This is a genomic window from Halobacillus sp. ABA4_118, assembly GCF_056160205.1.
The window spans coordinates 3411363-3432268 of record NZ_JBSWWS010000001.1 but is presented as its reverse complement, the minus strand read 5'-3'; the positions used below and the strand labels follow the sequence as shown (position 1 = coordinate 3432268).

The following is a 20906-nucleotide window of genomic DNA, read 5'->3' as shown; positions in this document are numbered from 1 at the left end:
GTTTGCTTACACTTCGAATTATAATAAAATTAACAAAGATTTGAATATGAAACGGGTGATCTTATGTCAGGTGGTTTTGCACTCTTTATAGTCGGCTGGATAATCATTATGGTCAGCCTGATGGCCATCGGCGGATTTTTTATGTTCCGGAAATTTTTAAAACGACTCCCAAAAGAGGATGGAAAATCGACCATAGACTGGGAAGAATACTATGTGGACAAGACCCGGCATATGTGGTCGAAGGATCAGAAGGAGCTCTTGGAGGAACTGATTTCTCCTGTTCCAGAACTGTTCAGGGATGTAGCACGCCAGAAAATTGCCGGCCGCATTGGTGAACTTGCCCTCAGCAGCCGCAAGAAAAAAATCACAGAAGAAATTCTCATCGAAGGCTACATTCTTGCCACACCGAAAAGGGACCATAAGTTTCTGGTCAGGAAGTTGAATGAAAAAGAAATCGATATGACTCCGTACCAGACGCTTCTGGAGAATTGAAAAAAGGACCCCGCTGTTCAGGCGGGGTCCTTTCCTGTCTGTATCTTCTTTTCCAGGCTTAAGTACTGTTTCAGCATGGCAAGGCGCCAGGTAATAATCATGCCAAAGGCGAGCAGGAAAAACATACCGCTCGTCTCTCCCAGAGACACATGCTGGCCGACGATCAATTTAAAAATGATCCTTACAGCAAGAAGTCCGAACAAAATCATGATGAATGACTTTGAAGGTTTTAAGTAAATATCGCCATCCCGGACTTCGAATTTCGAGGTCCGGATGAGGAAGATAGAAAAAAGCGCTCCGATGGATACAGCCTCGAGAACCTGCGTCCACTCGACACGAAAAATCGGTAAAACAAACATCAAGGCGCCTGTACTCATAAAGAATGGCGGTAGAATAATTTTTTTCACACTGGCAGGCTTTCTAGCTGCTCTCAGGCGCACGAAGATCATCGCTGTAGCCATGAAAGCGGCTGCCACCGTACTTGCAATCAACCAAAACATATAAATCCACTCTTTCTGTTCCATCCGGTCCGGATCAAGAATTGAGGATCACCGCGGTCCCTTTCACCTTCAGCGAAAGTTCCCGTGATTTCACAGGTCCTTACACACCTTCCTCTTCCCCGCGGTCGTTCGCAATGGTGAGAATAATGGTCATCGTCACGCCTACGACAGCAAGATACACTCCAAGATCAAACAGCAGTGCTGTAGCAAGCTCGGTTTTACCCAGGACAGGAAGCTGGAAATAGGCAAAGGTCTGGGTCAAAAACGGCTGGTCAAATAAAAGACCACCGATACCCGTCAATGCTGCAATCAACAGTCCAACAGGAATCACATGCCTGAAATTGATCGGAAGAATCTTCTCCATCGATTTGATTCCGTAGGCCATATACATCAGCACAATAGCCGCTGATGTCATGAGGCCCCCAATAAAGCCTCCTCCCGGCGCATTGTGGCCGGCGAAAAACAAGTAGGCTGAAAACCCAAGCAGAATGAAGGCGATCAGCGTTGTAGTGGTTCGTAAAATGATGTCATTGGTCCGGGTCATACGATTTCTCCTTTAGTGATATGTTTTCTATTTTCATGATAATACAAAAAACGGGTAAAATCCACGCATTAAAACCCTTGAAAATCAAACAGACCTGCTAAATAGGACGTAAGCATGTACATCCAGTTGAAATACAGGGCAATTCCTACGGCAATCATAATGTACCCACCTGCTTTTACAATACCCGCGCTGTGCCTTCTGATCCATCCCAGACGTCCGATGAAGAAGGAAAGCGCAAAAAAAGGAATTGAAAAACCCAGGGAATAGGCGATCATCATCACGAGAAACAAATCAGGTGAATCAGCAGCCAGGGAAAGGACAGCAGCAAGAATCGGTCCGGTACACGGGGTCCACCCGAGCGAAAACGTAAGGCCGATTAAAAATGTCCCTAAGTACCCGGATGGTCTGTTCTTAAAGGTGATTTTCCGGTCTTTCATTAAGAAGTCGAAATTGAATACACCAATAATGACAAACCCGAAGAAAATAATGAGAATGGCCCCCAGTCTCCGGATGATCGTTTCGTTTTGGATAAGAAACTGGGAAAAGAACGAGCCGGAAAAACCTAAAATCAGGAAAATTGTTGTGAAGCCCAGCAGAAAAAGCAGCGTATGTATAAAACTGGTCCGCTTCAACATGCCATTGTCCTCTTTTAATTCCTGCACACTCATTCCTGTTATGTACGAAAGAAAGGCGGGATATAAAGGAAAGACACATGGGGAAATAAACGATAAAAAGCCTGCTCCAAAGGCAAGGAATAAATTAACATCCATAATCAGTCTCCCCTTCCTATTTCATGATATGATCCGCTGTCTATTTTAGCAGATGAATCTGCTAAAAGGACACGGCGATGTGAACATCTGTTGAACGGCCCTCATAGAGAAAGCCTTCTTTCCCGGGAAAGAAGGCTTGATTGATTATTTCATTTGGTTGTTCATGGAACGCATCATCTGATTGATCTTCTTCTGAGAAGGCTTCTGCCCCATCTGCATCATCAGTGTACGTAACATTTGTTCATTGATTGGCGGGTTCTTTTTCAAATAGTTCATCATATATCTTCTGGCGATGAAGAAGCCTAGTGCAACACCACCGACAAGAGTCAATAGAGCAATGATGATAACCCAAACGATCCCCAATGTCATGTCTTCGTCTTCCTCCTTCGTGTTGTCTCCCATAACAGTATAGTAAAACGATTAATAGAATACAATAGCCATTTCTAACGCGGCCTCCTCTCCACCTCTGCAGCCTTCATAAACGACTCCAATGGTGAAGATACCCCTTGGATGAGTAAAGTACCCGGTTTCCGTCCTCTGGGAGAAACAACATTCATTCTTACTCTTTATTATACCATAAGTCAAGCCATTTTCGAAAAGGTCACAAGCTTGTTCCTTATAAAACGGCTGGATGCTTCTATCGTAAAAGTTTATCACATGAGATTCACATATGTATAAGGAAGGCTGTCCCTATAGGAACAGCCTTCTCCACTTACTTCATAAGGTTTTCAGCATGTTTGACAACATTTTCAACCGTAAAACCGTAGTTCTCAATGACTGTATTACCTGGAGCTGAGGCACCGAATGTGTCGATACCAATGACAGATCCGTCAAGACCTACATAGCGCTCCCAGCCGAAGGAAGCTCCCATTTCAACAGCCAGGCGCTTACGCACGCTGTTCGGAAGAACCTTTTCTTTATATTCAGCGGACTGCTCATTAAAGCGGTCGAAGGAAGGCACACTCACGACGCGGACATCATAGCCTTTTGTCTTAAGTTCTTCCTGAGCTTTAGCAATCAACTGAACCTCTGAACCAGAAGCAAGAAGAATGGCATCCGGCTCATCTTTATCTGAATCACTCAAAATGTAAGCCCCACGTTTCATACCTTCGTATGCATGCTCTTCAGTTCCTTCCAGTGTAGGAAGTCCCTGACGAGTCAACACAAGGGCTGATGGCTTATCTTCGGACTCAAGAGCAAGCCTCCACGCTGCATTGGTTTCGTTCCCATCCGCCGGACGAAGCACGGAAAGGTTCGGCATTGCTCTTAAAGAAGCCAGCTGTTCCACAGGTTCATGGGTCGGGCCGTCTTCCCCTACAGCAACGGAATCGTGAGTGAACACATAATTGACCGGAAGACTCATAAGAGCTGACAGTCGAACCGCTGGACGAAGGTAGTCACTGAATACGAAGAATGTTCCAGCATAAACTTTCAATCCGCCGTGAAGCCCCATACCGTTCAGGGCAGCTGCCATAGCGAATTCACGTACACCGAACCAGATGTTGCGGCCGGCGTAATTCTCACGGGAGAAATCTTCTTCGCCTTTCACAGCCGTTTTGTTGGATCCTGCAAGGTCCGCACTTCCACCAAAGAAATATGGAACGGCTTTGGACAATGCATTGATGGCGTCACCAGATGCTGCACGGGTAGCCGGACTGTCTTCGCCGACTTTATAAGATGGAAGTTCCTTCTCCCATCCTTCAGGCAGCTCTCCACGGATAGCGGCTTCCAGTTCTTCAGCAAGCTCTGGATAAGCTTCTTTGTAGGAAGCCATCAATTCGTTCCAGGACTGCTCTTTGTCCTCGCCATTTTTCTGAACTTTATCCTGGAAGTCCTGGTATACTTCATCAGGAACATGGAATGGTTCGTGTTCCCATCCGTAAAACTGTTTGGCAGCTGTTCCTTCTTCTTCGCCCAGTGGAGCACCGTGCGAATCAGATTTACCGGACTTGTTAGGAGAACCATAGCCGATCACAGTCTTCACTTCGATCATCGTAGGCTGGGATGTGTTGGCTTTTGCCTGCTGGATCGCTTGTCCGATCGTTTCCACGTCGGTACCATCCTCAACACGGATAACTTCCCAACCATATGCTTCATAGCGTTTTTCAACACTTTCACTGAAGGAACGGTCAAGATCTCCATCAAGAGAAATATCGTTGGAGTCATAAAGGACAACCAGCTTTCCAAGACCAAGGTGGCCGGCAAGCGAAGCAGATTCCTGGGAAACTCCTTCCATCAAATCACCGTCACCGCAGATGGAGAATGTATAGTGGTCCACGACGTTGTAGCCTTCGCGGTTGTATTTTCCGGCAAGGTGGGCTTCAGCCATCGCCATTCCGGTTGCCATTGCGAGTCCCTGTCCCAGAGGACCGGTTGTTGCTTCCACACCGTCTGTATGTCCATATTCCGGGTGTCCGGGAGTTTTAGAATCCCACTGACGGAATGATTTTAAATCATCCATTGTCACGTTATAGCCGGAAAGGTGCAGAAGGCTGTATAGAAGCATGGATCCATGTCCTGCGGAGAGGACGAAACGGTCGCGGTCGAACCAGTTTGAATTTTTAGGATTATGATCCATAAATTCCGTCCAGAGTTTATAAGCCATTGGAGCAGCCCCCATAGGCATACCCGGGTGACCGGAACTTGCTTTTTCTACTGCGTCGATCGTTAGTGTTCGAATGGTATCAATTGAAGTTTGTTCAAGACTTTTTGCCATTTCCAATAATCCCCTTTCTGTACAGGTATATGTACCATGTATTATCCTATAATGAAACAAGGCGTTGTGCAAACTTTTGTCCTCCGCCCTTCCTTAATTTCCCCGTGTTTCTGTAGAATTAAACGAAAAAAATCCGCACCTTTTAAAGAAGATGCGGATCGGTCCAGTCGTTTAGTTTTTCTTTTCGTTTTCCTGCATTTGACGCAGTTTGGCAGGGGTCACATCATTCCCGGCAGGATCGATAACCGTGACACCTTTCAACTGGTTTTTGAATGATTTACGGGCACTCTGTAAATATTCCTGACGCAGGTTCTTCTGTTCGCTTTTCTCTTCTTCCGATAATTCCTGCTGCTTTGATTTATTGGCTAATTCGTTTATACGGTCCAATTTTTCTTGAGATAACATAGATCCTTCTCCTTTTTTTTATAGTCTGGATCAGCTTTAGAACATGAAAAAGACAAGCAGCCCTAAGACTCTTGTCTCCCTTATGTTCCTATAGTAACCTGCCTATTCTTCTTTTTCAAGTGATATGTACTCTTGATAGCGGCGGTGAACCGTTGCCTTGGATACATCATACCCAAGCCCTCTTAGTGTTGCCGCAATGTCCTTGAACGTCAAATCACTCCCTCTGAGCCTGACAACCTCTTCGATCGGAAATTCCTTCCTCTCTCTCCCCGCTGCCAGATGCTGATTGGACAGGTTCGAAGATGGATCATAGCCTTCGGCGACCGCTTTCTGCATCCCCCGCCTGATTTTCATATTATGAATTTTTCTCTGGTACTCCTCAACGATGCCCACAATCTGAAGAACCATGGAGTCTGACTCGGAAAGATGCAGTTCCCCGTTATGGGTTAAGGAATAAACCTTAACATTCAACCGGTTCAATTGATGGAACAAAGCGATTTTTGTATTTCCCCTGCCAAGCCTCGTCTCATCCTGAACCAACAGAGCCTCTGCTTCGTGATTGGAAAAAGCATCAAGCATCTGGAAAACACCTTCCCGTTCAATCTCATACCCGCTCGCCTGCTCCTCTATACAGGCAGCCACTTCCATTCCATGATGTTCGGCCATGGCATGCAGTTCTGCCTTCTGTCTTTTCAAGGAGCTGACCTGGGCCTCTTTTTCCGTGCTTACGCGACAATATAGGATTACTCTCATGATGTATGTCCCCGCTTCTACTGGTTTTCAAGATTTATCCGCTTGTAACCATAGAATAATAGAGAATAGCAAAACTAACAATAAACAAAACGATATAAGTGTAGTCCAGTTTTGATAGTTTATTAAACATAATTAACCCTCCATTTAAGAACGAACGTTCCTAAGAACCTCTGTTCGCGTTTTCTAATACCTATTATAGACGAATGTATGTTCTTGTCAACGACTTTTTTCGAACGCTTGTTTGTATTTTTGAGGATGGCATGGTACAATGTGGTTACTATAATCCTATGTACGAGGTGCTAATCTATGAGCAAACTTTCAAAGCGGCAGCAGGAAATACTAGATTTCATAAAAGAACAGGTTCTACTAAAAGGATATCCCCCATCTGTAAGGGAGATCGGTCAGTCTGTAGGGCTGGCCTCCAGTTCCACCGTCCACGGTCATTTATCCCGTCTTGAGAAAAAGGGATATATCCGCAGGGATCCTACGAAACCAAGGGCCATCGAAGTGATTGAGCTGGAAGAAGACCACAGTATCCCCCGCGGGGAAGCCACTTATGCCCCTGTCATCGGTAAAGTTACGGCTGGTTCACCGATTACGGCGGTAGAGAACATTGAAGAATATGTTCCCCTCCCGGATACGCTTGCAGGATCGGAAGACAATACGTTCGTCCTTATCGTTCAAGGAGAAAGTATGATTGAGGCGGGCATTCTTGACGGGGACATGGTCATTGTCAGACAGCAGCAGACTGCCCAGAACGGGGATATAGTTGTGGCTATGACGGAAGAGGAAGAGGCTACTGTCAAACGATTCTTTAAAGAGAAGAATCACATCCGTCTTCAGCCTGAAAATGCCACGATGGAACCGATCATTTTAAATGATGTATCCATTCTCGGAAGAGTCGTCGGCTTATACCGTACCGTTCATTAATACACGTACAAAAAACGGCGGGAGCAATCCCGCCGTTTTTTGTATTGAACATGAGAATATGAACGTTAAGAAGCCCCCGTACGATTTCTTTTATTCCGTCTCCGGAAATCAGCAGAATAAATATTCTTCTTCAAAAATGTGCGGACGCTCTTCTTCTGCAGACAATAAGCAAGGATGGCATCAGGATGGTTTTTAATCACTCTTACAGAACGCTGAGACCAATGTTTCCCCTTAGATAAATAGATCATATCGATGATCTTCTTATTTTCTACAGACTGTTTGAAAATCGTTTCCATATTGCACACCCCTTAACCGAACATTTGTTCTACATTTATTATATGCAGGAACAAGGGAAATGTACACTGGAATGTTTTGCAGCTCTTTTATTTACTTAAATAATTTTTAATGTTTTGGGAGGTTTCCAATCTGGTTTTTCCCGTCAAGTCAATAAAATTACTCCCCTTAAGCCCATCTGTGCCTCCTCCAGCCACAATAATTTGTTCAGCCACCTGACGTTTTTCTGCTACGGCTCTAAGTGCAATTAATGCATTTTTACGGATTGCCAGCGCTTCAACGGCAGGAAAATCCGCAAAAGAATTTATGACAACTGCCAATTTTTCCATTTCCTCTTCTCCTTTATCCAGGTCTTCCAAGGCTTTCTGCACAGCCGCTTTCGTTTTCGGTCCATAAAAGCCGTCCACTTCAAGCTTCTGGTCTTTTTGAAAAGCCTTGACTGCCGCTTCTGTGGCAGGACCGAAGCTGCCGTCAGCTCCATAACCATTCATGGTATAACCCAGTTTTAATAAGTTCTCCTGCATTTCCTTGACTTCCGCGCCGGTATCCCCAAGCGAAAGATAGTCGATTCCGCCATTGAACGGAACTCCAAAGTATTCTAAAATGCCCCGGGCGTGCTCCTCTGCAACTTCTTTTTGAAAGCGTTCGTCAATCATCAATAATGCTTCCCGCTTGTTATCCATATAGCCGTTCTCTGTTAACACTGCCGGCATATCCGTTTCACGTAGAACGTGGAAGTTCGCTTCTTTAATCCCTCTGAAGTTTTGATCGGTGCCCTGGCGTAAGTATTTCGCAAGTGATGAAGCAAGACGCCCGGCGGACCGGTTCAAATATCCGGGATAGACGTAAAGTTCGATTCCGTTTGGATCTGCCCCGCCAAAGGACCCATCAAAAGCATTGTAGTGAACGGATACATAAATATCCGCATTGTTCTCATTGGCCGCTCTCGTCCTGTAGGATAATGGTGTGTCTTCATCTGTCGGTGCTACGAGAAGCACGCGGAATCCATGATCCAGCAGAATGTTCGATAAATACTGTACAACTTTACGATTGTATTCGTTCTCCTTGATTTGTCTGCCTAATTCCTGAATGTATGGCGTTCTTTTTCCCGGAGTTTCCATTCCATGTCCATCATCCAAAGCTACTGTACGTCCATTCCATTTCCCTGTTGGATTGATTAATCTTGCCATATACATCCCTCTCTCCACTCTTCCTTCCTGGAAAAGGGGGTTTACTAGGACATTCTTCTATCATCCTACTCCAAATGTATGCTTGGATAAGAACGTTGGTGTCGGCCTTTCCTATAAAATGATGAACCATGTTAGATTTTCTCCCAGGATTCGGGGTGATTCCAACGGCAGATGCTGAGGAAAATATAAAAAAGCCCCGACTTATGTAAGTCAGGGCCTTCTGTCTTTCTATTTAATAGGTCTGCAGATATTGCTCGCGCTCCCAAGGATGAACCTGGGTACGGAACATATCCCATTCGATTTCCTTCGCTTCAATGAAATGCTCGAACAGGTGCTCACCGAGAGCTTCCACCATGATCGGGTCTTCCTGAAGCTCTTCCAATGCATCATATAATGTTGCAGGAAGGTCTTTGACACCGTGAGCCTCACGTTCTTTTTTATCCATAACGTAAATGTTGCGGTCTACTGGTGCTGGAGCCTGAAGTCCATTTTCCACACCATCAAGACCTGCAGCAAGCAGGACAGCCATTGCCATGTAAGGGTTGGCGGCCGGATCCACACTTCTCACTTCAATACGTGTGCTGATGCCACGGGACGTCGGTACTCGAACAAGCGGACTGCGGTTCTGTCCGGACCAGGCTACGTAGCATGGCGCTTCATATCCCGGCACGAGACGCTTATAGGAGTTTACAGTCGGGTTGGTCACCGCTGTAAAGTTTGTTGCGTGCTTAATAATGCCTGCTGTGAACTGATAAGCCACATCGGAAAGCTGTTCCTTTCCACTTTCGTCAAAGAACGCATTGTTCCCATTCTTAAAGAGGGACATGTTGGCATGCATACCAGATCCGTTCACACCAAACAGAGGCTTCGGCATGAAGGTTGCATGCAGACCGTGCTGACGCGCGATCGTTTTAACAACAAGCTTGAAGGTCTGGATATCATCACAGTGTTTCACAGCATCTGCATATTTAAAATCAATTTCATGCTGACCCGGGGCAACCTCGTGGTGGGAGGCTTCGATTTCAAAGCCCATCTCCTCAAGTTCCAGCACAATATCACGACGGCAGTTTTCCCCAAGATCGGTAGGAGCGAGGTCAAAATAACCGCCACGGTCATTCAGCTCCAGGGATGGGTCGCCTTTTTCGTCTAATTTAAACAAGAAAAATTCAGGTTCTGTACCGATATTAAAGGCAGAGAATCCGAGTTTCTCCATTTTCTTAATGTTGCGCTTCAAGTTATAGCGCGGGCATCCTTCGAAAGGAGTTTCGTCCGGGTTGTAAATATCACAGATGAATCGGGCCACTTTCCCTTTTTCTGACGTCCATGGGAAAACGACAAACGTATCCAGGTCAGGGATCAGGTACATATCTGACTCCTCGATACGAACAAATCCTTCAATGGAGGATCCGTCAAACATCATTTTTCCGTCCAGTGCTTTGTCGAGCTGGCTTAGTGGAATCTCCACATTTTTGATTGTGCCCAGCATATCCGTGAACTGCAGACGGATGAACTTGACATTTTCCTCGTCGATTTTCTTAAATATTTCTTCTCTTGTTAAACCCATAGAAATACCCCTCTCCAACAAAAATTCATTAATGGAAGAATCTTGACATTTCTCCCTGCCTGATGGCTAGTTTCCCTTGTCTTCCCGCGGTGAATAGTTCCTGCTGCAGCATACGGCGGAGCTGTTTATCGGTCAATTCATTGTGAACTTCCTTCACACGGTCTCCATCGTATACCTCGTTCTCGGGCTGTTCTTCAAGCTTAAGAACTTTTTTTATTCCCGCCATATTCACTCCCTGGTCAATGAGGTCCTTGATTTCAAGCAGTCGATCGACATCATTGAAGGAAAAAATACGACGGTTCCCTTCAGACCTGGCAGGGTGGATCAGCTCGTGCTGCTCATAATAACGGATCTGCCTGGCTGTAAGGTCTGTTAACGATTGAACAATCCCCATCGGGAACAACGGCATAGAACGACGAATTTCATCACTCATCGATGTGCCTCCTCCCGTAAAGATGATACTTTTATTATACGTGACAGAGGGAAGATGTCAACATATGTGAGGAATGTTTACACTATATCCACGCTTTTTTGTAAGGGCTTTAGTAGGCTCTGGAATCCACCTTTACCATTCCTTCATCGGCAAGACCCTGCACCGCTTTCATCACAGCTGTTTTCACATGAGCATACGTAAGGCCGCCTTGTACATAGGCGGTGAACGGCGGGCGTACAGGACCGTCGGCGGTGAGCTCCAGGCTCGCCCCTTGTATGAAGGTCCCCGCAGCCATAATGACCTCATCCTCGTAACCAGGCATGGCACTCGGCTGTGGGGTTACATGGGAGTTCACCGGAGATGCCTGCTGAATAGCCTGACAGAATCGGATCATCTGATCGGCACTTTCAAAATTGACGGATTGGATCAAGTCTGTTCTCGGAGCATCGAAGGACGGATTCGTATCAAAGCCTAATTCACTTAAAAATCTGGATGTGAAGACAGCTCCTTTCAGCGCTTCCCCTACGACGTGGGGAGCGAGGAAAATCCCCTGGTACATTTCCTGGAGACTGTTCAAACTGGCCCCGGTTTCCTTACCGAGCCCCGGAGCTGTCAGCCTGTAGCTGCACAATTCAATGAGACTTTTCTTCCCGGCTATATATCCGCCGATGCGGGCGATCCCTCCACCAGGATTTTTAATCAAAGATCCCGCGATAAGATCTGCTCCTGCTTCAAGAGGTTCTTTTGTCTCCACAAATTCGCCATAACAATTATCAACAAAAATGATGACATCCTCTTTCAAGCTGCGAACAAACGAAATGATTTCCTCTATCTTTTTAATGGGGAAGGAAGGTCTGTTGTCATAGCCTTTGGAGCGCTGAATCGCGACAACCTTTGTTTTCTCCGATACAGCTTCCTTGATTTTTCCTTTGGAAAAATCACCCGCCTCATCCAGAGGGGTGGACCGATACGTTACACCGAAATCTTTAAGGGAACCTTTATCCTCTCCACCCTCTGTACCAATCACTTCTGTCAGCGTGTCATAAGGATCCCCGGATATGTAGAGAAGCTCATCTCCCGGGCGCAGCACGCCGAACAGTGTCGTCGTAATCGCGTGCGTGCCTGAAATAAGCTGAGGACGGACAAGGGCATCCTCCGCCTTAAAAATCCGGGCATACAAGGCTTCCAGGGTATCTCTGCCGAAATCATCGTACCCATATCCTGTTGTTGGATTGAAATGGGAATCACTGACCCGTAGTTTTTGAAAGGCATCAAGGACCTTGGATTGGTTTTCTTCAACGATGCGCGCAATGTGTCTGTGTTGATCTGTAATTTGTGTTTCTACTTGTTCTTTCAAAGCTTGAATATTCATGCTGCACTCTCTTTCTATTAATAAATCTGATGTTTCAATGGATGGTCGGGATGGATATATCCGTGAAGGGCATACCCTTCCTTATCCTCATGGAACGTAAGCGATGTGACCATGCTGTACGTTTTGAACTGCTGCAGACGTTTCCCTTCAGAAGCAGGGATGAAGACGTCATACTCGTCCCATTCTTCTTTAAGTACCTCTTCGAGTTTATGAAGGATCCGCTTCAAATCGATGGAATCATGGACACTCACAGTTATAGAAGGAAATGAATCCGGAATGAAATCTTCGTTCAGAAGGTCCATCTTATTATAGACCGTAAGCATGGGAAGCTGCGAAGCACCGAGGTCTCCGAGCAGCGACAGCACGATTTTCTCCTGTTGGATGTGATCCGGATGGGACGCATCCACCATGTGAACGATAAAATCTGCTTCCGTTACCTCTTCCAATGTGGAACGGAAAGCGGCGATCAGCGTTGTTGGAAGATCCTGAATGAAACCGACCGTATCCGATACGAGCGCCTGGAAGCCCGAAGGCAGGCTCATCTGCCGTGTCAAAGGATCAAGCGTCGCAAACAAAAGGTCCTCCTCGAACGACCGGCTGTCTGTGACTCTATTGAAGAATGTCGATTTTCCTGCGTTGGTGTAACCTACAATAGCCACCTGAAACGCCCGGTTTTCTTTTCTCCTCTTTCTATACTGCTCCCTCTGCTTCACAACAGCATCCAGCCGTCGTTTGATATCATCAATCCGGCGCTGGATATGACGCCTGTCTGTCTCAAGTTTTGTTTCACCAGGACCACGGGTTCCGATTCCACCCCCGAGTCGGGACAGTGACGTTCCCTGCCCGGAAAGACGTGGAAGGAGGTACTGCAGCTGTGCGAGCTCTACCTGAAGCTTCCCTTCTTTCGTCCGTGCCCGGCCGGCAAATATGTCCAGAATCAATTGGCTGCGGTCAATGACCCTGACCTCAGCGATGTCCTGAATATTTCGAAGCTGTCCTGGAGAAAGCTCATCATTGAATATAATCAGTTCCGCCTCATTATCTTCGGCGGCTTCCTTAATTTCCTGCAGCTTACCCTCACCAAGATACGTGGCCGGATGAACCCGGTCACGCTTTTGTGTAATAATCTTACACACTTCTCCCTCGGCGGTTTCTGTCAGGGACTGCAGTTCTTCCAAAGAAGACTGGAAGCGTTCCTCCAGCTCCGCCGGATCTTTTCTTGCTACTAAAATGACGCGTTCATTTGCGCTCATCTAAACACCTTCTTTTCTACACCTGTATCATCCACCTTCATCATAACAGAAAAAGGGGATCTATGAGTATCATCCCCTTTTAATGGACACGCCCTTCGTCTTTTGGAAATGAAAAATCTTCGGCTTCAAGCGTCATCAGTACCGCTTTTGCCGGGGACTCTTCTGTCATGATACGAAACGCGTGCCTCCGGACAGCTTCCTCGATCATATTCCTCACATATCTGGCATTGGAAAAATTCAAACGGGAGCGGGAGCAGACGGACCGCAGATGTTCGTGAAGTTTCACCTCAGCTGCAGGAGCCAACTGGTATTCCCTGTCTTTAAGCATCCCTCCGGCTATGGAAGACAACTCACGCCACGAATAATCCTTGAAGGAAAGCTTTAATGGAAACCGGGAGGATAGGCCGGGGTTAATGGTTAGAAAATCTTCCATTTCTTCCGGATACCCGGCAAGGATGATGACGAGTTCATCATGGTGATCCTCCATGCATTTCACAATGGTATCAATCGCCTCCTTACCGAAGTCCTTTTCACCACCACGCGCCAGTGAATACGCCTCATCAATAAAAAGAACCCCTCCAAGGGCTTTATGGATTAAATCCTTTGTTTTCTGAGCGGTGTGCCCAATGTATTCTCCCACCAGGTCACTTCTGTCCGCCTCAATAAAATGACCTTTTTCAAGCACTCCCGCTTCATGAAAAAGGCGGGCGACCATACGGGCCAATGTCGTTTTTCCGGTTCCGGGATTCCCTTTAAACACCATATGAAGCACCTGCTGGTTCTTTTTCAACCCGGCATCAGCCCTTTTCCCAGCAATGACCACCTGCGCATAGATCTCTTTCATCTGCCTTTTCAAACCTTCAAGACCTACTATGGAAGAAAAGAAATCATCAATCATCTGGAAGGGCGGGGGGGACAGTTCCTTGGTGAGGACCCTGCTTTCTGGTGCAGGCCCTGCCTTTGCATCTTGAAGCACAATGTTAATCGTACCAGGCCTTGCTGTTTTAGCTTGCGGATACACGTGGATCCCTCCTTACTCTGCTTCATCATACGCATCAGGGAAAGAACCTGTGACAAACGCCCACAGCAAAAACAGTCTGATAAAACCACAAAAAAGCGGATGCTTCAAGAGCATCCGCTTTTCCCATTCACTCAAGACTTATGTAAGCCTTATTCCTTATCCAGCGATACATTTTTGATTGGTGCGAATGTAGAGATGGCATGCTTGAATATCAACTGCTGCTTCCCTTCGGTTTCCAATAAAACAGTGAAATTGTCAAAAGCCTTCACTACTCCACGCAGTTGGAAGCCGTTGGTAAGAAAGACTGTCACCTGCATACGTTCCTTGCGTAGTTGATTTAAATAGTTATCTTGAATGTTTACGGATTGAGCCATGGATCTTCCTCCTCTTTTCTATCTGTAATATTACGATTCGCCGCTTTTATCGATCATTCCTGCTAAATCTGCGAAAATCGTTTGAAATTTATCCTCATAGTTCTCAGGTGTTACCTCATACCAGTGGACATCCAGTTTGTTTTTAAAGTACGTGTACTGCCGCTTGGCATAGCGCCTGGAGTTCCGTTTAAGAAGGTCAACCGCTTCCTGAAGGTCCACCTCCCCTTCCAGGAATGGAATCAATTCCTTATAGCCGATGGCCTTCATGGACTGGGCATCTTTAAGTCCTGCCTGATATAAGCGGCGGACTTCCTCCACAAGACCCTCTTCCACCATTTGATCCACCCGGTTGTTAATACGCTCATAGAGACGCTCCCGGTCCATCTCAAGACCGATCAAAAGAGGGGTAAATGGAGAATCCCAGGCTTTCGCCGCCTCCTGCTCACTCATCTTTTTCCCAGTTGTTTCATAAATTTCGAGCGCACGCAGCACCCGGCGGCTGTTATTTGGATGGACTTTAGCTGCTTGGTCAGGATCCAGGCTTTTAAGCTTTTCGTACATATGCACGGGACCTTGATCGGCTGCCTCTTCTTCAAGCCGCTTCATTACTGCTTCGTCTTTCTTTTCCTCTGTAAACTCAAAATCAAACAAGGTTGCTTGTATGTAAAGGCCGGTTCCACCTACTAAAACAGGGAGTTTCCCCCGCTTTTGAATTTCATATATTAATGACTGGACCTTCCTTTGGAATTCAGCTGCAGAAAAAGACTCTTCAGGATCCTTGATATCAATCATATGATGAGGAATTCCCTGCATTTCGTCCCGGGTCACTTTGGCTGTTCCAATATCCATAGTCCGGTAGATCTGCATGGAATCGCCACTGATAACTTCTCCATTAAACTTTTGGGCAATCTGGACACCCAGCTTTGTTTTACCGACCGCGGTCGGTCCAACAACAGCAGCTACCATTGGTTTCAAACTTCCACCTCCTTTGTTCCATCTCTATTATACATGAATGGCTCTACAATCATACCTCAACGACTTAATCAACGGAATCCGTTAGTCATAGTAACGGATTCCGTTAGTTAAATTCAAAATATTCGTTAGTCTTACTATCGCATATCGTTAGTTTGTGTTATAGTATAAAAAAAGGAGGCGTCTACCGTGGTTCATGAAAGGATTCGCACACTTCGCAAAGAAAGACGTTTGACTCAGGCTATGCTGGCTGAAAAAGTCGGTGTTTCTCCCCAAGTGGTATCCAACTGGGAGCGCAGCTATACATCCCCTGATCTAGAAGACTTGTCGAAGATTGCTCATGCTCTTCATACCACTGCAGATTATCTCCTTGGATTGAGCGACGAATTGGAAGATGAAATGAGGGAAATCAAGCACCTTCTGGAAACGAAGGGATATTCAAAACCTGTGTTTTTTGATAAAAAAGCCTGGTTCGGAATACAGCCGGAAGATATTAAGCAGATCGATAATTACTTTCGTTTTCTGCTCCAGCAGAAAAACATTTCCTGACCCTCCCCTGTTCTTGAAAATTAATGCAGACATACAGAAATAATATTACGTAAACTACTTGTATCTGTTTATATATTGTCCATAAAAAAAAGACAGCCGGATCTAAATCCGGCTGTCTTTTTTCTATTTACATAACACGCTTGAACATTTTTTCCATCTCATATTCAGAGAAGAAAACAATAATCGGTCGTCCGTGTGGACAGGTAAATGGATCCGTCGACGTCCTCAGCTCCTCAAGAAGCTGAAACATGTCGGATTGATTCAAGTAATGATTGGCTTTGATGGATCGCTTGCAGGACATAAGGATGGCTGCTTCCTCCCTCAATTTCAGAATGTTTATCCGCTCATCCTGAACGAGCTGCTGGATCATATCATCAATGACTTCCTGCTCAAATCCAGCAGGAAACCATGTCGGGTGACTGCGGATGATATACGTGTTGTCACCGAATGGTTCAAAGAACAAGCCAACTTTTTCGAGTTCCTCTTTATATTCTTCAATTTTCAATGCTTCCTGTTTAGAAAAATCAAAGGTTAATGGAATTAACAGCTCCTGGACCTCATGATCAACCTGAGCCAGTTTATCCCGGAAAAACTCATATTTGATCCTTTCCTGTGCTGCATGCTGGTCGACGATATACATCCCTTCTTCATTCTGGGCGAGTATATAAGTCCCGTGAAGCTGGCCGATCGGGTACATGACGGGAACGCGGCGGCCGCCTTCCTTTTTAGACGACGCTTCATTTTCCTGTTCATCCGGCTTTCCAGCAGCTTCTTCCTCGGTGGTTTCCGGTTTAAAATCAGCCGTCATTTCCTTCAGCATCGCTTCCTGCTCTCCTGCAAAAACAGGGGACGGCTCTTCTTTCATCTCCGGTGCAGCCGGCGGCTCTTCTTTCAGCAGATGATCGGCAGCAGACTCTCTTTGATTATGAGCTTCTTCTTTCCTTGTTTCATGAAACGCAAACGTTTTCTGTTCGGAATACTCCTTTTTCGGTTTCGCTTTCGTTTCCTGAACATCAGGAATGAGGGTTTCCTTACGAAATGTATGGCGGATCGTCTCTTCAAGGAGAGCATACAGCTCTTTTTCCTTGCTGAACCGTACTTCTAATTTAGATGGATGGACGTTGACGTCAACAAGAATCGGATCCATCTCAATATTCAGGACAACAATTGGATTTTTCCCAATTGGCAGAAGGGTATGATACCCCTGTTGGACGGCTTTATTCAAAGGCACGCTTTTAATATAGCGGCCGTTAATGATCGTGGACATATACTGCCGGGAAGCCCGGTACACTTCCGGCTTCGCTATATACCCCTTCACTTTGAAATCCGACGTTTCCATTTCCACAGGAACCATTTTCCTCGCTGTATTCATGCCGTAGATGCTGGCAATCACCTGCAGCAGATCCCCGCGTCCGTTGGTTTTGAAAATCTGCTTCTCATTGTGCGTGCAAACGAACTGCACTTCGGGATGGGCCAGGGAAATCCGGTTCAACACATCTGTAATATGACCAAGTTCTGTATGGATCGTCTTCATATATTTCAACCGTGCCGGAGTATTGAAAAACAACTCTTCCACCGTGATATCTGTACCCTTCCTCGCGTCTCCTCGTCCCTTCTGCATAAGGTGACCGCCCTCAAGGTCCAGTTTTGTTCCTGCTTCTTCACCTGTAGACGTCTGAATGCTGAGCCGGCTGACGGCAGCGATACTTGCCAGAGCTTCTCCCCGGAAGCCGAGGGTGCGCACGTGGAATAGATCATTTTCATCCAGAATTTTACTCGTTGCGTGCCTGTGAAAAGCCCGCTCACAGTCTTCTTCCTCCATCCCTGCTCCGTTATCGATGATACGAATGCGCTGAAGACCGGCTTCCATCAAGTCGATCTTCACCCAGGATGCACCTGCGTCAATACTATTTTCCACCAGTTCCTTTACGACAGAGGCAGGCCGCTCGACCACTTCTCCGGCTGCGATTTTGTTGGCCAGGTGATCAGGCATCAGTCGAATGCGTGCCATACGTGAACCTCCTTTATTTCTTCAAGCTTTTTTGAAGCTGATACAGTTCGTTCATAGCGTCCATCGGTGTCATCTCCATTAAATCAAGAGATGAGAGCCGCTTTTCAAGATTTGAAATCTGGCTGGCGCTTTGCTTTTCCTGTTTCGGTTTTTCCTTTGGTTCTTCTACAAATAAACTGAGCTGCTCTTCTTCATCCCCTGCAGCCGATTCTTTGGGTCCGGATGCCCCTTCCAGGTGTTCCAGCAGCTCTGTCGCCCGTTTAATCAGCGGATCCGGAAGATCGGCCAGTTTTGCAACATGGATGCCGTAACTTTCATCGGCTGGGCCATCTTTGATCTGGTGCAGAAAGACGACATTTCCTTCATATTCTTCCGCCCTTACGTGGACGTTTTTCAAACGATCCAGTTCATTTTCCAATGATGTTAATTCATGGTAGTGGGTGGAGAATAATGTTTTAGCCTTAATTCTTCCATGAATGTACTCTACGATGGACTGGGCCAGCGCCATTCCGTCATAGGTGCTCGTTCCTCTTCCGATCTCATCCAGCAGGATCATACTGTTTTCTGTTGCATGTGTAAGGGCGTGATTGGCTTCAAGCATTTCCACCATGAACGTACTGTGCCCGGACACAATATCGTCTGCCGCTCCGATTCGTGTGAAAATCTGATCGAATATCGGAAGAGAGGCAGAACCGCACGGAACGAAACTTCCCATCTGACCAAGAACGGATGTTAAAGCAAGCTGCCTCATATACGTACTCTTACCGGACATGTTCGGACCGGTAATCAGAAGGACATCCGTTTCATCATCCATATAGATGTCATTCGGTACAAATGTTCCATCCTGCATGACCCGTTCAATCACCGGATGCCGGCCCTGCTGAATATCGACCATGCGGCGGTCGTTATAAGATGGGCGGACATATTGATACGATTCCGCCACCTGGGCAAAACCCTGCAGCACATCAATGCGGCTGATCTGTTCAGCCAGATGCTGCAGTCTTTGTACATAGGACTTGACGTTCTCCCTGACGTTGAGGAACAACTGGTACTCAAGTTCCACACTCTTTTCCTGCGCCTCAAGAATCAACGTTTCCTTTTCCTTTAATTCCGGTGTTATAAAGCGCTCTGCGTTGGTCAATGTCTGCTTCCGCTCATACATGCCTTCGGGCAGGTAGCGGAGATTGGCTTTTGTCACTTCAATATAGTAGCCGAAGACACGATTATACCCGACCTTCAGGGATTTAATGCCTGTTTTTTCCCGCTCTTTCTTTTCAAGCTCAGCAATCCACTGCTTACCATTTTTCGAAGCTGAGCGATAGTCATCGAGCTGTTGGTCGTACCCGTCACAAATCAATCCACCCTCTTTCACACTGATAGGAGGATCTTCGGCAATACTATGCTCCAACAAATCCTTAAGCTCCTCCAGAGGATCAATCGTCTGATATAGTTCTTTCACTGAAGTGTTGTCAAACTGCTGAAGCGTAGCAAGTATTTCAGGAATCCGCGCAAGGGAATTTTTCAACTGGAGAAGATCCCTGGCATTGACGTTTCCAAAAGCCACCCGCCCCGCCAGACGTTCCAGATCATACACGTTGGTGAGCTGTTCCCGCAGCGTTTCCCTTTCAAAAAATTGATCAAGGAAACCCTCCACCTGCTCATGCCGTGTTTCGATGGCCTGTTTCGAAAGAAGCGGACGCTCCATCCATTTTTTCAGCATGCGTGCGCCCATGGATGTCTTCGTTTTATCTACCACTGAAAGCAGGCTGCCTGTTTTCCCCTGCTTACGGATGGTTTCCAACAGCTCAAGGTTCCTTTTCGAGTACATATCGAGCGTCATATACTGTTTCAGCTCAATGACTTTTACCGGCTGCAAATGATCGAGCGAGCGCTTCTGCGTATGCTGGATGTAGTTCAACAACCGGCCGAATCCTGTTAACAGCTTGTCCTGCTGGATTCCTGCCGTCAGTGACGAGAGGTCCGGATTAATGGTCGTCTCATCCTGGTGGGAGAGTGTGTAGCCGAGGCGCTCCCTCAGCATCAACTGCTGCTCTTCATCAAAATCGGAGGCAACGACAACTTCACGAACAGGTCGGCTGTACAATTCACTCAAGGCTGCGTCAAACCCTCCGGGAATTAAGGCTGTGCTATTCTCTCCGGTAGTTAGATCGTTGTAGCTCACGGTATATGATCCATCTTCAAAAGCGCTCAATGAAGCAAGGTAGTTGTTTTCCTTCTCATCCAGCATGCTGCCTTCCATTACGGTACCCGGCGTAATCAGCTGGACGACTTCCCTTTTTACAACGCCTTTGGCTTCCTTCGGGTCTTCCACCTGTTCACAAATCGCCACCTTGAAGCCTTTTTCAATCAGCTGCCTTATGTAGTTTTCTGCCGAGTGATACGGGACGCCGCACATCGGAATGCGTTCAGTTCCCCCGCCATCTCTGCTTGTTAAGGTGATTTCAAGTTCCTGCGATGCTTTCAGGGCATCTTCAAAAAAAAGCTCATAAAAATCCCCGAGCCTGAAGAATAAAAACGCGTCCTTCTGATCGGCTTTAATCTTTAAATATTGCTGCATCATTGGTGTATACTGTGCCATTCGGTCAATCCTCCAAAACGTACGTAGAATTCTTCATCCATTATAGCACATGGAAACAACCCTCTTTAACAAATCGCTCATAGGTAAACCTTAAGAAATCTCCATGCCAAACGCAGAGCATTGACGCAGAACCCTGTGTTTCAAAGCCTTTCCAAAAAAAAGAA

General features: G+C 46.3%; 21 protein-coding genes. 3 read left to right on the top strand and 18 right to left on the bottom strand.

Translation table 11 applies throughout. The annotated features are described in order from the left end of the window. Nucleotides 1-63: 63 nt before the first annotated feature. Nucleotides 64-492: a DUF2621 domain-containing protein gene (locus ACXAGL_RS17555; RefSeq protein WP_027954301.1), complete on the top strand. Its 429-nt coding sequence runs from the start codon at nucleotides 64-66 to the stop codon at nucleotides 490-492. Nucleotides 493-509: 17 nt separating this feature from the next. Here ACXAGL_RS17555 and ACXAGL_RS17550 read toward each other — a convergent pair whose 3' ends face one another. The 7 genes from ACXAGL_RS17550 to ACXAGL_RS17520 form a co-directional block, all read right to left on the bottom strand. Beyond that, entirely contained in the window at nucleotides 510-992 is a 483-nt protein-coding gene (locus ACXAGL_RS17550) for a CcdC family protein (RefSeq protein ID WP_474968583.1), read from the bottom strand. A 100-nt stretch (nucleotides 993-1092) separates the two neighbouring features. Beyond that, nucleotides 1093-1536 (bottom strand): Na(+)/H(+) antiporter subunit B, encoded by a 444-nt coding sequence (locus ACXAGL_RS17545; protein WP_474968582.1) that lies wholly within the window; start codon nucleotides 1534-1536, stop codon nucleotides 1093-1095. A 68-nt stretch (nucleotides 1537-1604) separates the two neighbouring features. Next, nucleotides 1605-2309: a cytochrome c biogenesis CcdA family protein gene (locus ACXAGL_RS17540; RefSeq protein WP_027954298.1), complete on the bottom strand. Its 705-nt coding sequence runs from the start codon at nucleotides 2307-2309 to the stop codon at nucleotides 1605-1607. 141 nt (nucleotides 2310-2450) lie between these two features. Then, nucleotides 2451-2675: a YneF family protein gene (locus ACXAGL_RS17535; RefSeq protein ID WP_008640348.1), complete on the bottom strand. Its 225-nt coding sequence runs from the start codon at nucleotides 2673-2675 to the stop codon at nucleotides 2451-2453. Between the two features lie 343 nt (nucleotides 2676-3018). After that, on the bottom strand, nucleotides 3019-5022 hold the full coding sequence (gene tkt, locus ACXAGL_RS17530; protein ID WP_474968570.1) for a transketolase: 2004 nt from the start codon (nucleotides 5020-5022) through the stop codon (nucleotides 3019-3021). A 171-nt stretch (nucleotides 5023-5193) separates the two neighbouring features. After that, nucleotides 5194-5427 (bottom strand): DUF896 domain-containing protein, encoded by a 234-nt coding sequence (locus ACXAGL_RS17525; protein ID WP_474968569.1) that lies wholly within the window; start codon nucleotides 5425-5427, stop codon nucleotides 5194-5196. Nucleotides 5428-5529: 102 nt separating this feature from the next. After that, entirely contained in the window at nucleotides 5530-6180 is a 651-nt protein-coding gene (locus ACXAGL_RS17520) for a YneB family resolvase-like protein (protein WP_474991963.1), read from the bottom strand. Nucleotides 6181-6486: 306 nt separating this feature from the next. Between ACXAGL_RS17520 and lexA the strand changes: the two genes are divergently transcribed. Beyond that, nucleotides 6487-7110 (top strand): transcriptional repressor LexA, encoded by a 624-nt coding sequence (gene lexA / locus ACXAGL_RS17515; RefSeq protein ID WP_027954294.1) that lies wholly within the window; start codon nucleotides 6487-6489, stop codon nucleotides 7108-7110. 65 nt (nucleotides 7111-7175) lie between these two features. Here the strand turns inward: lexA and ACXAGL_RS17510 are convergent, their stop codons facing one another. The 9 genes from ACXAGL_RS17510 to miaA form a co-directional block, all read right to left on the bottom strand. Beyond that, nucleotides 7176-7406, bottom strand: a complete 231-nt coding sequence (locus tag ACXAGL_RS17510; RefSeq protein WP_474968566.1) for a hypothetical protein — start codon at nucleotides 7404-7406, stop codon at nucleotides 7176-7178. An 87-nt stretch (nucleotides 7407-7493) separates the two neighbouring features. Further along, entirely contained in the window at nucleotides 7494-8594 is a 1101-nt protein-coding gene (locus tag ACXAGL_RS17505) for an N-acetylmuramoyl-L-alanine amidase (protein WP_474991961.1), read from the bottom strand. Between the two features lie 232 nt (nucleotides 8595-8826). After that, nucleotides 8827-10158, bottom strand: coding sequence for a type I glutamate--ammonia ligase (gene glnA, locus ACXAGL_RS17500; protein WP_474968564.1), 1332 nt, complete (start codon nucleotides 10156-10158; stop codon nucleotides 8827-8829). A 28-nt stretch (nucleotides 10159-10186) separates the two neighbouring features. Continuing rightward, nucleotides 10187-10591, bottom strand: a complete 405-nt coding sequence (locus tag ACXAGL_RS17495) for a MerR family transcriptional regulator (RefSeq protein ID WP_474968563.1) — start codon at nucleotides 10589-10591, stop codon at nucleotides 10187-10189. 109 nt (nucleotides 10592-10700) lie between these two features. Further along, a complete protein-coding gene (locus tag ACXAGL_RS17490; RefSeq protein WP_474968562.1) occupies nucleotides 10701-11963 on the bottom strand; it encodes a methionine gamma-lyase family protein in 1263 nt (420 codons plus the stop codon). Between the two features lie 17 nt (nucleotides 11964-11980). Next, the gene (gene hflX, locus ACXAGL_RS17485; RefSeq protein WP_474991960.1) at nucleotides 11981-13216 is read right to left on the bottom strand and encodes a GTPase HflX; all 1236 of its coding nucleotides are present in this window, start codon (nucleotides 13214-13216) and stop codon (nucleotides 11981-11983) included. A gap of 79 nt (nucleotides 13217-13295) precedes the next feature. Beyond that, nucleotides 13296-14237 (bottom strand): AAA family ATPase, encoded by a 942-nt coding sequence (locus tag ACXAGL_RS17480; RefSeq protein ID WP_474968560.1) that lies wholly within the window; start codon nucleotides 14235-14237, stop codon nucleotides 13296-13298. A 149-nt stretch (nucleotides 14238-14386) separates the two neighbouring features. Further along, nucleotides 14387-14611 carry an RNA chaperone Hfq gene (gene hfq / locus ACXAGL_RS17475; protein ID WP_474968559.1) on the bottom strand — a complete coding sequence of 75 codons (225 nt, stop codon included), beginning with the start codon at nucleotides 14609-14611 and terminating at the stop codon, nucleotides 14387-14389. A 30-nt stretch (nucleotides 14612-14641) separates the two neighbouring features. Next, complete coding sequence (miaA, locus tag ACXAGL_RS17470; RefSeq protein WP_474971438.1) at nucleotides 14642-15586, bottom strand: tRNA (adenosine(37)-N6)-dimethylallyltransferase MiaA; 945 nt, start codon at nucleotides 15584-15586, stop codon at nucleotides 14642-14644. 186 nt (nucleotides 15587-15772) lie between these two features. Here miaA and ACXAGL_RS17465 point away from each other — a divergent pair, with 186 nt between their 5' ends. Beyond that, complete coding sequence (locus tag ACXAGL_RS17465; RefSeq protein ID WP_160835678.1) at nucleotides 15773-16132, top strand: helix-turn-helix domain-containing protein; 360 nt, start codon at nucleotides 15773-15775, stop codon at nucleotides 16130-16132. A 127-nt stretch (nucleotides 16133-16259) separates the two neighbouring features. Here ACXAGL_RS17465 and mutL read toward each other — a convergent pair whose 3' ends face one another. Together mutL and mutS are read right to left on the bottom strand one after the other, a co-directional pair. Then, nucleotides 16260-18143: a DNA mismatch repair endonuclease MutL gene (mutL, locus tag ACXAGL_RS17460; protein WP_474971439.1), complete on the bottom strand. Its 1884-nt coding sequence runs from the start codon at nucleotides 18141-18143 to the stop codon at nucleotides 16260-16262. A 13-nt stretch (nucleotides 18144-18156) separates the two neighbouring features. Next, nucleotides 18157-20742, bottom strand: coding sequence for a DNA mismatch repair protein MutS (gene mutS / locus ACXAGL_RS17455; protein ID WP_474991959.1), 2586 nt, complete (start codon nucleotides 20740-20742; stop codon nucleotides 18157-18159). Between the last annotated feature and the right edge of the window lie 164 nt (nucleotides 20743-20906).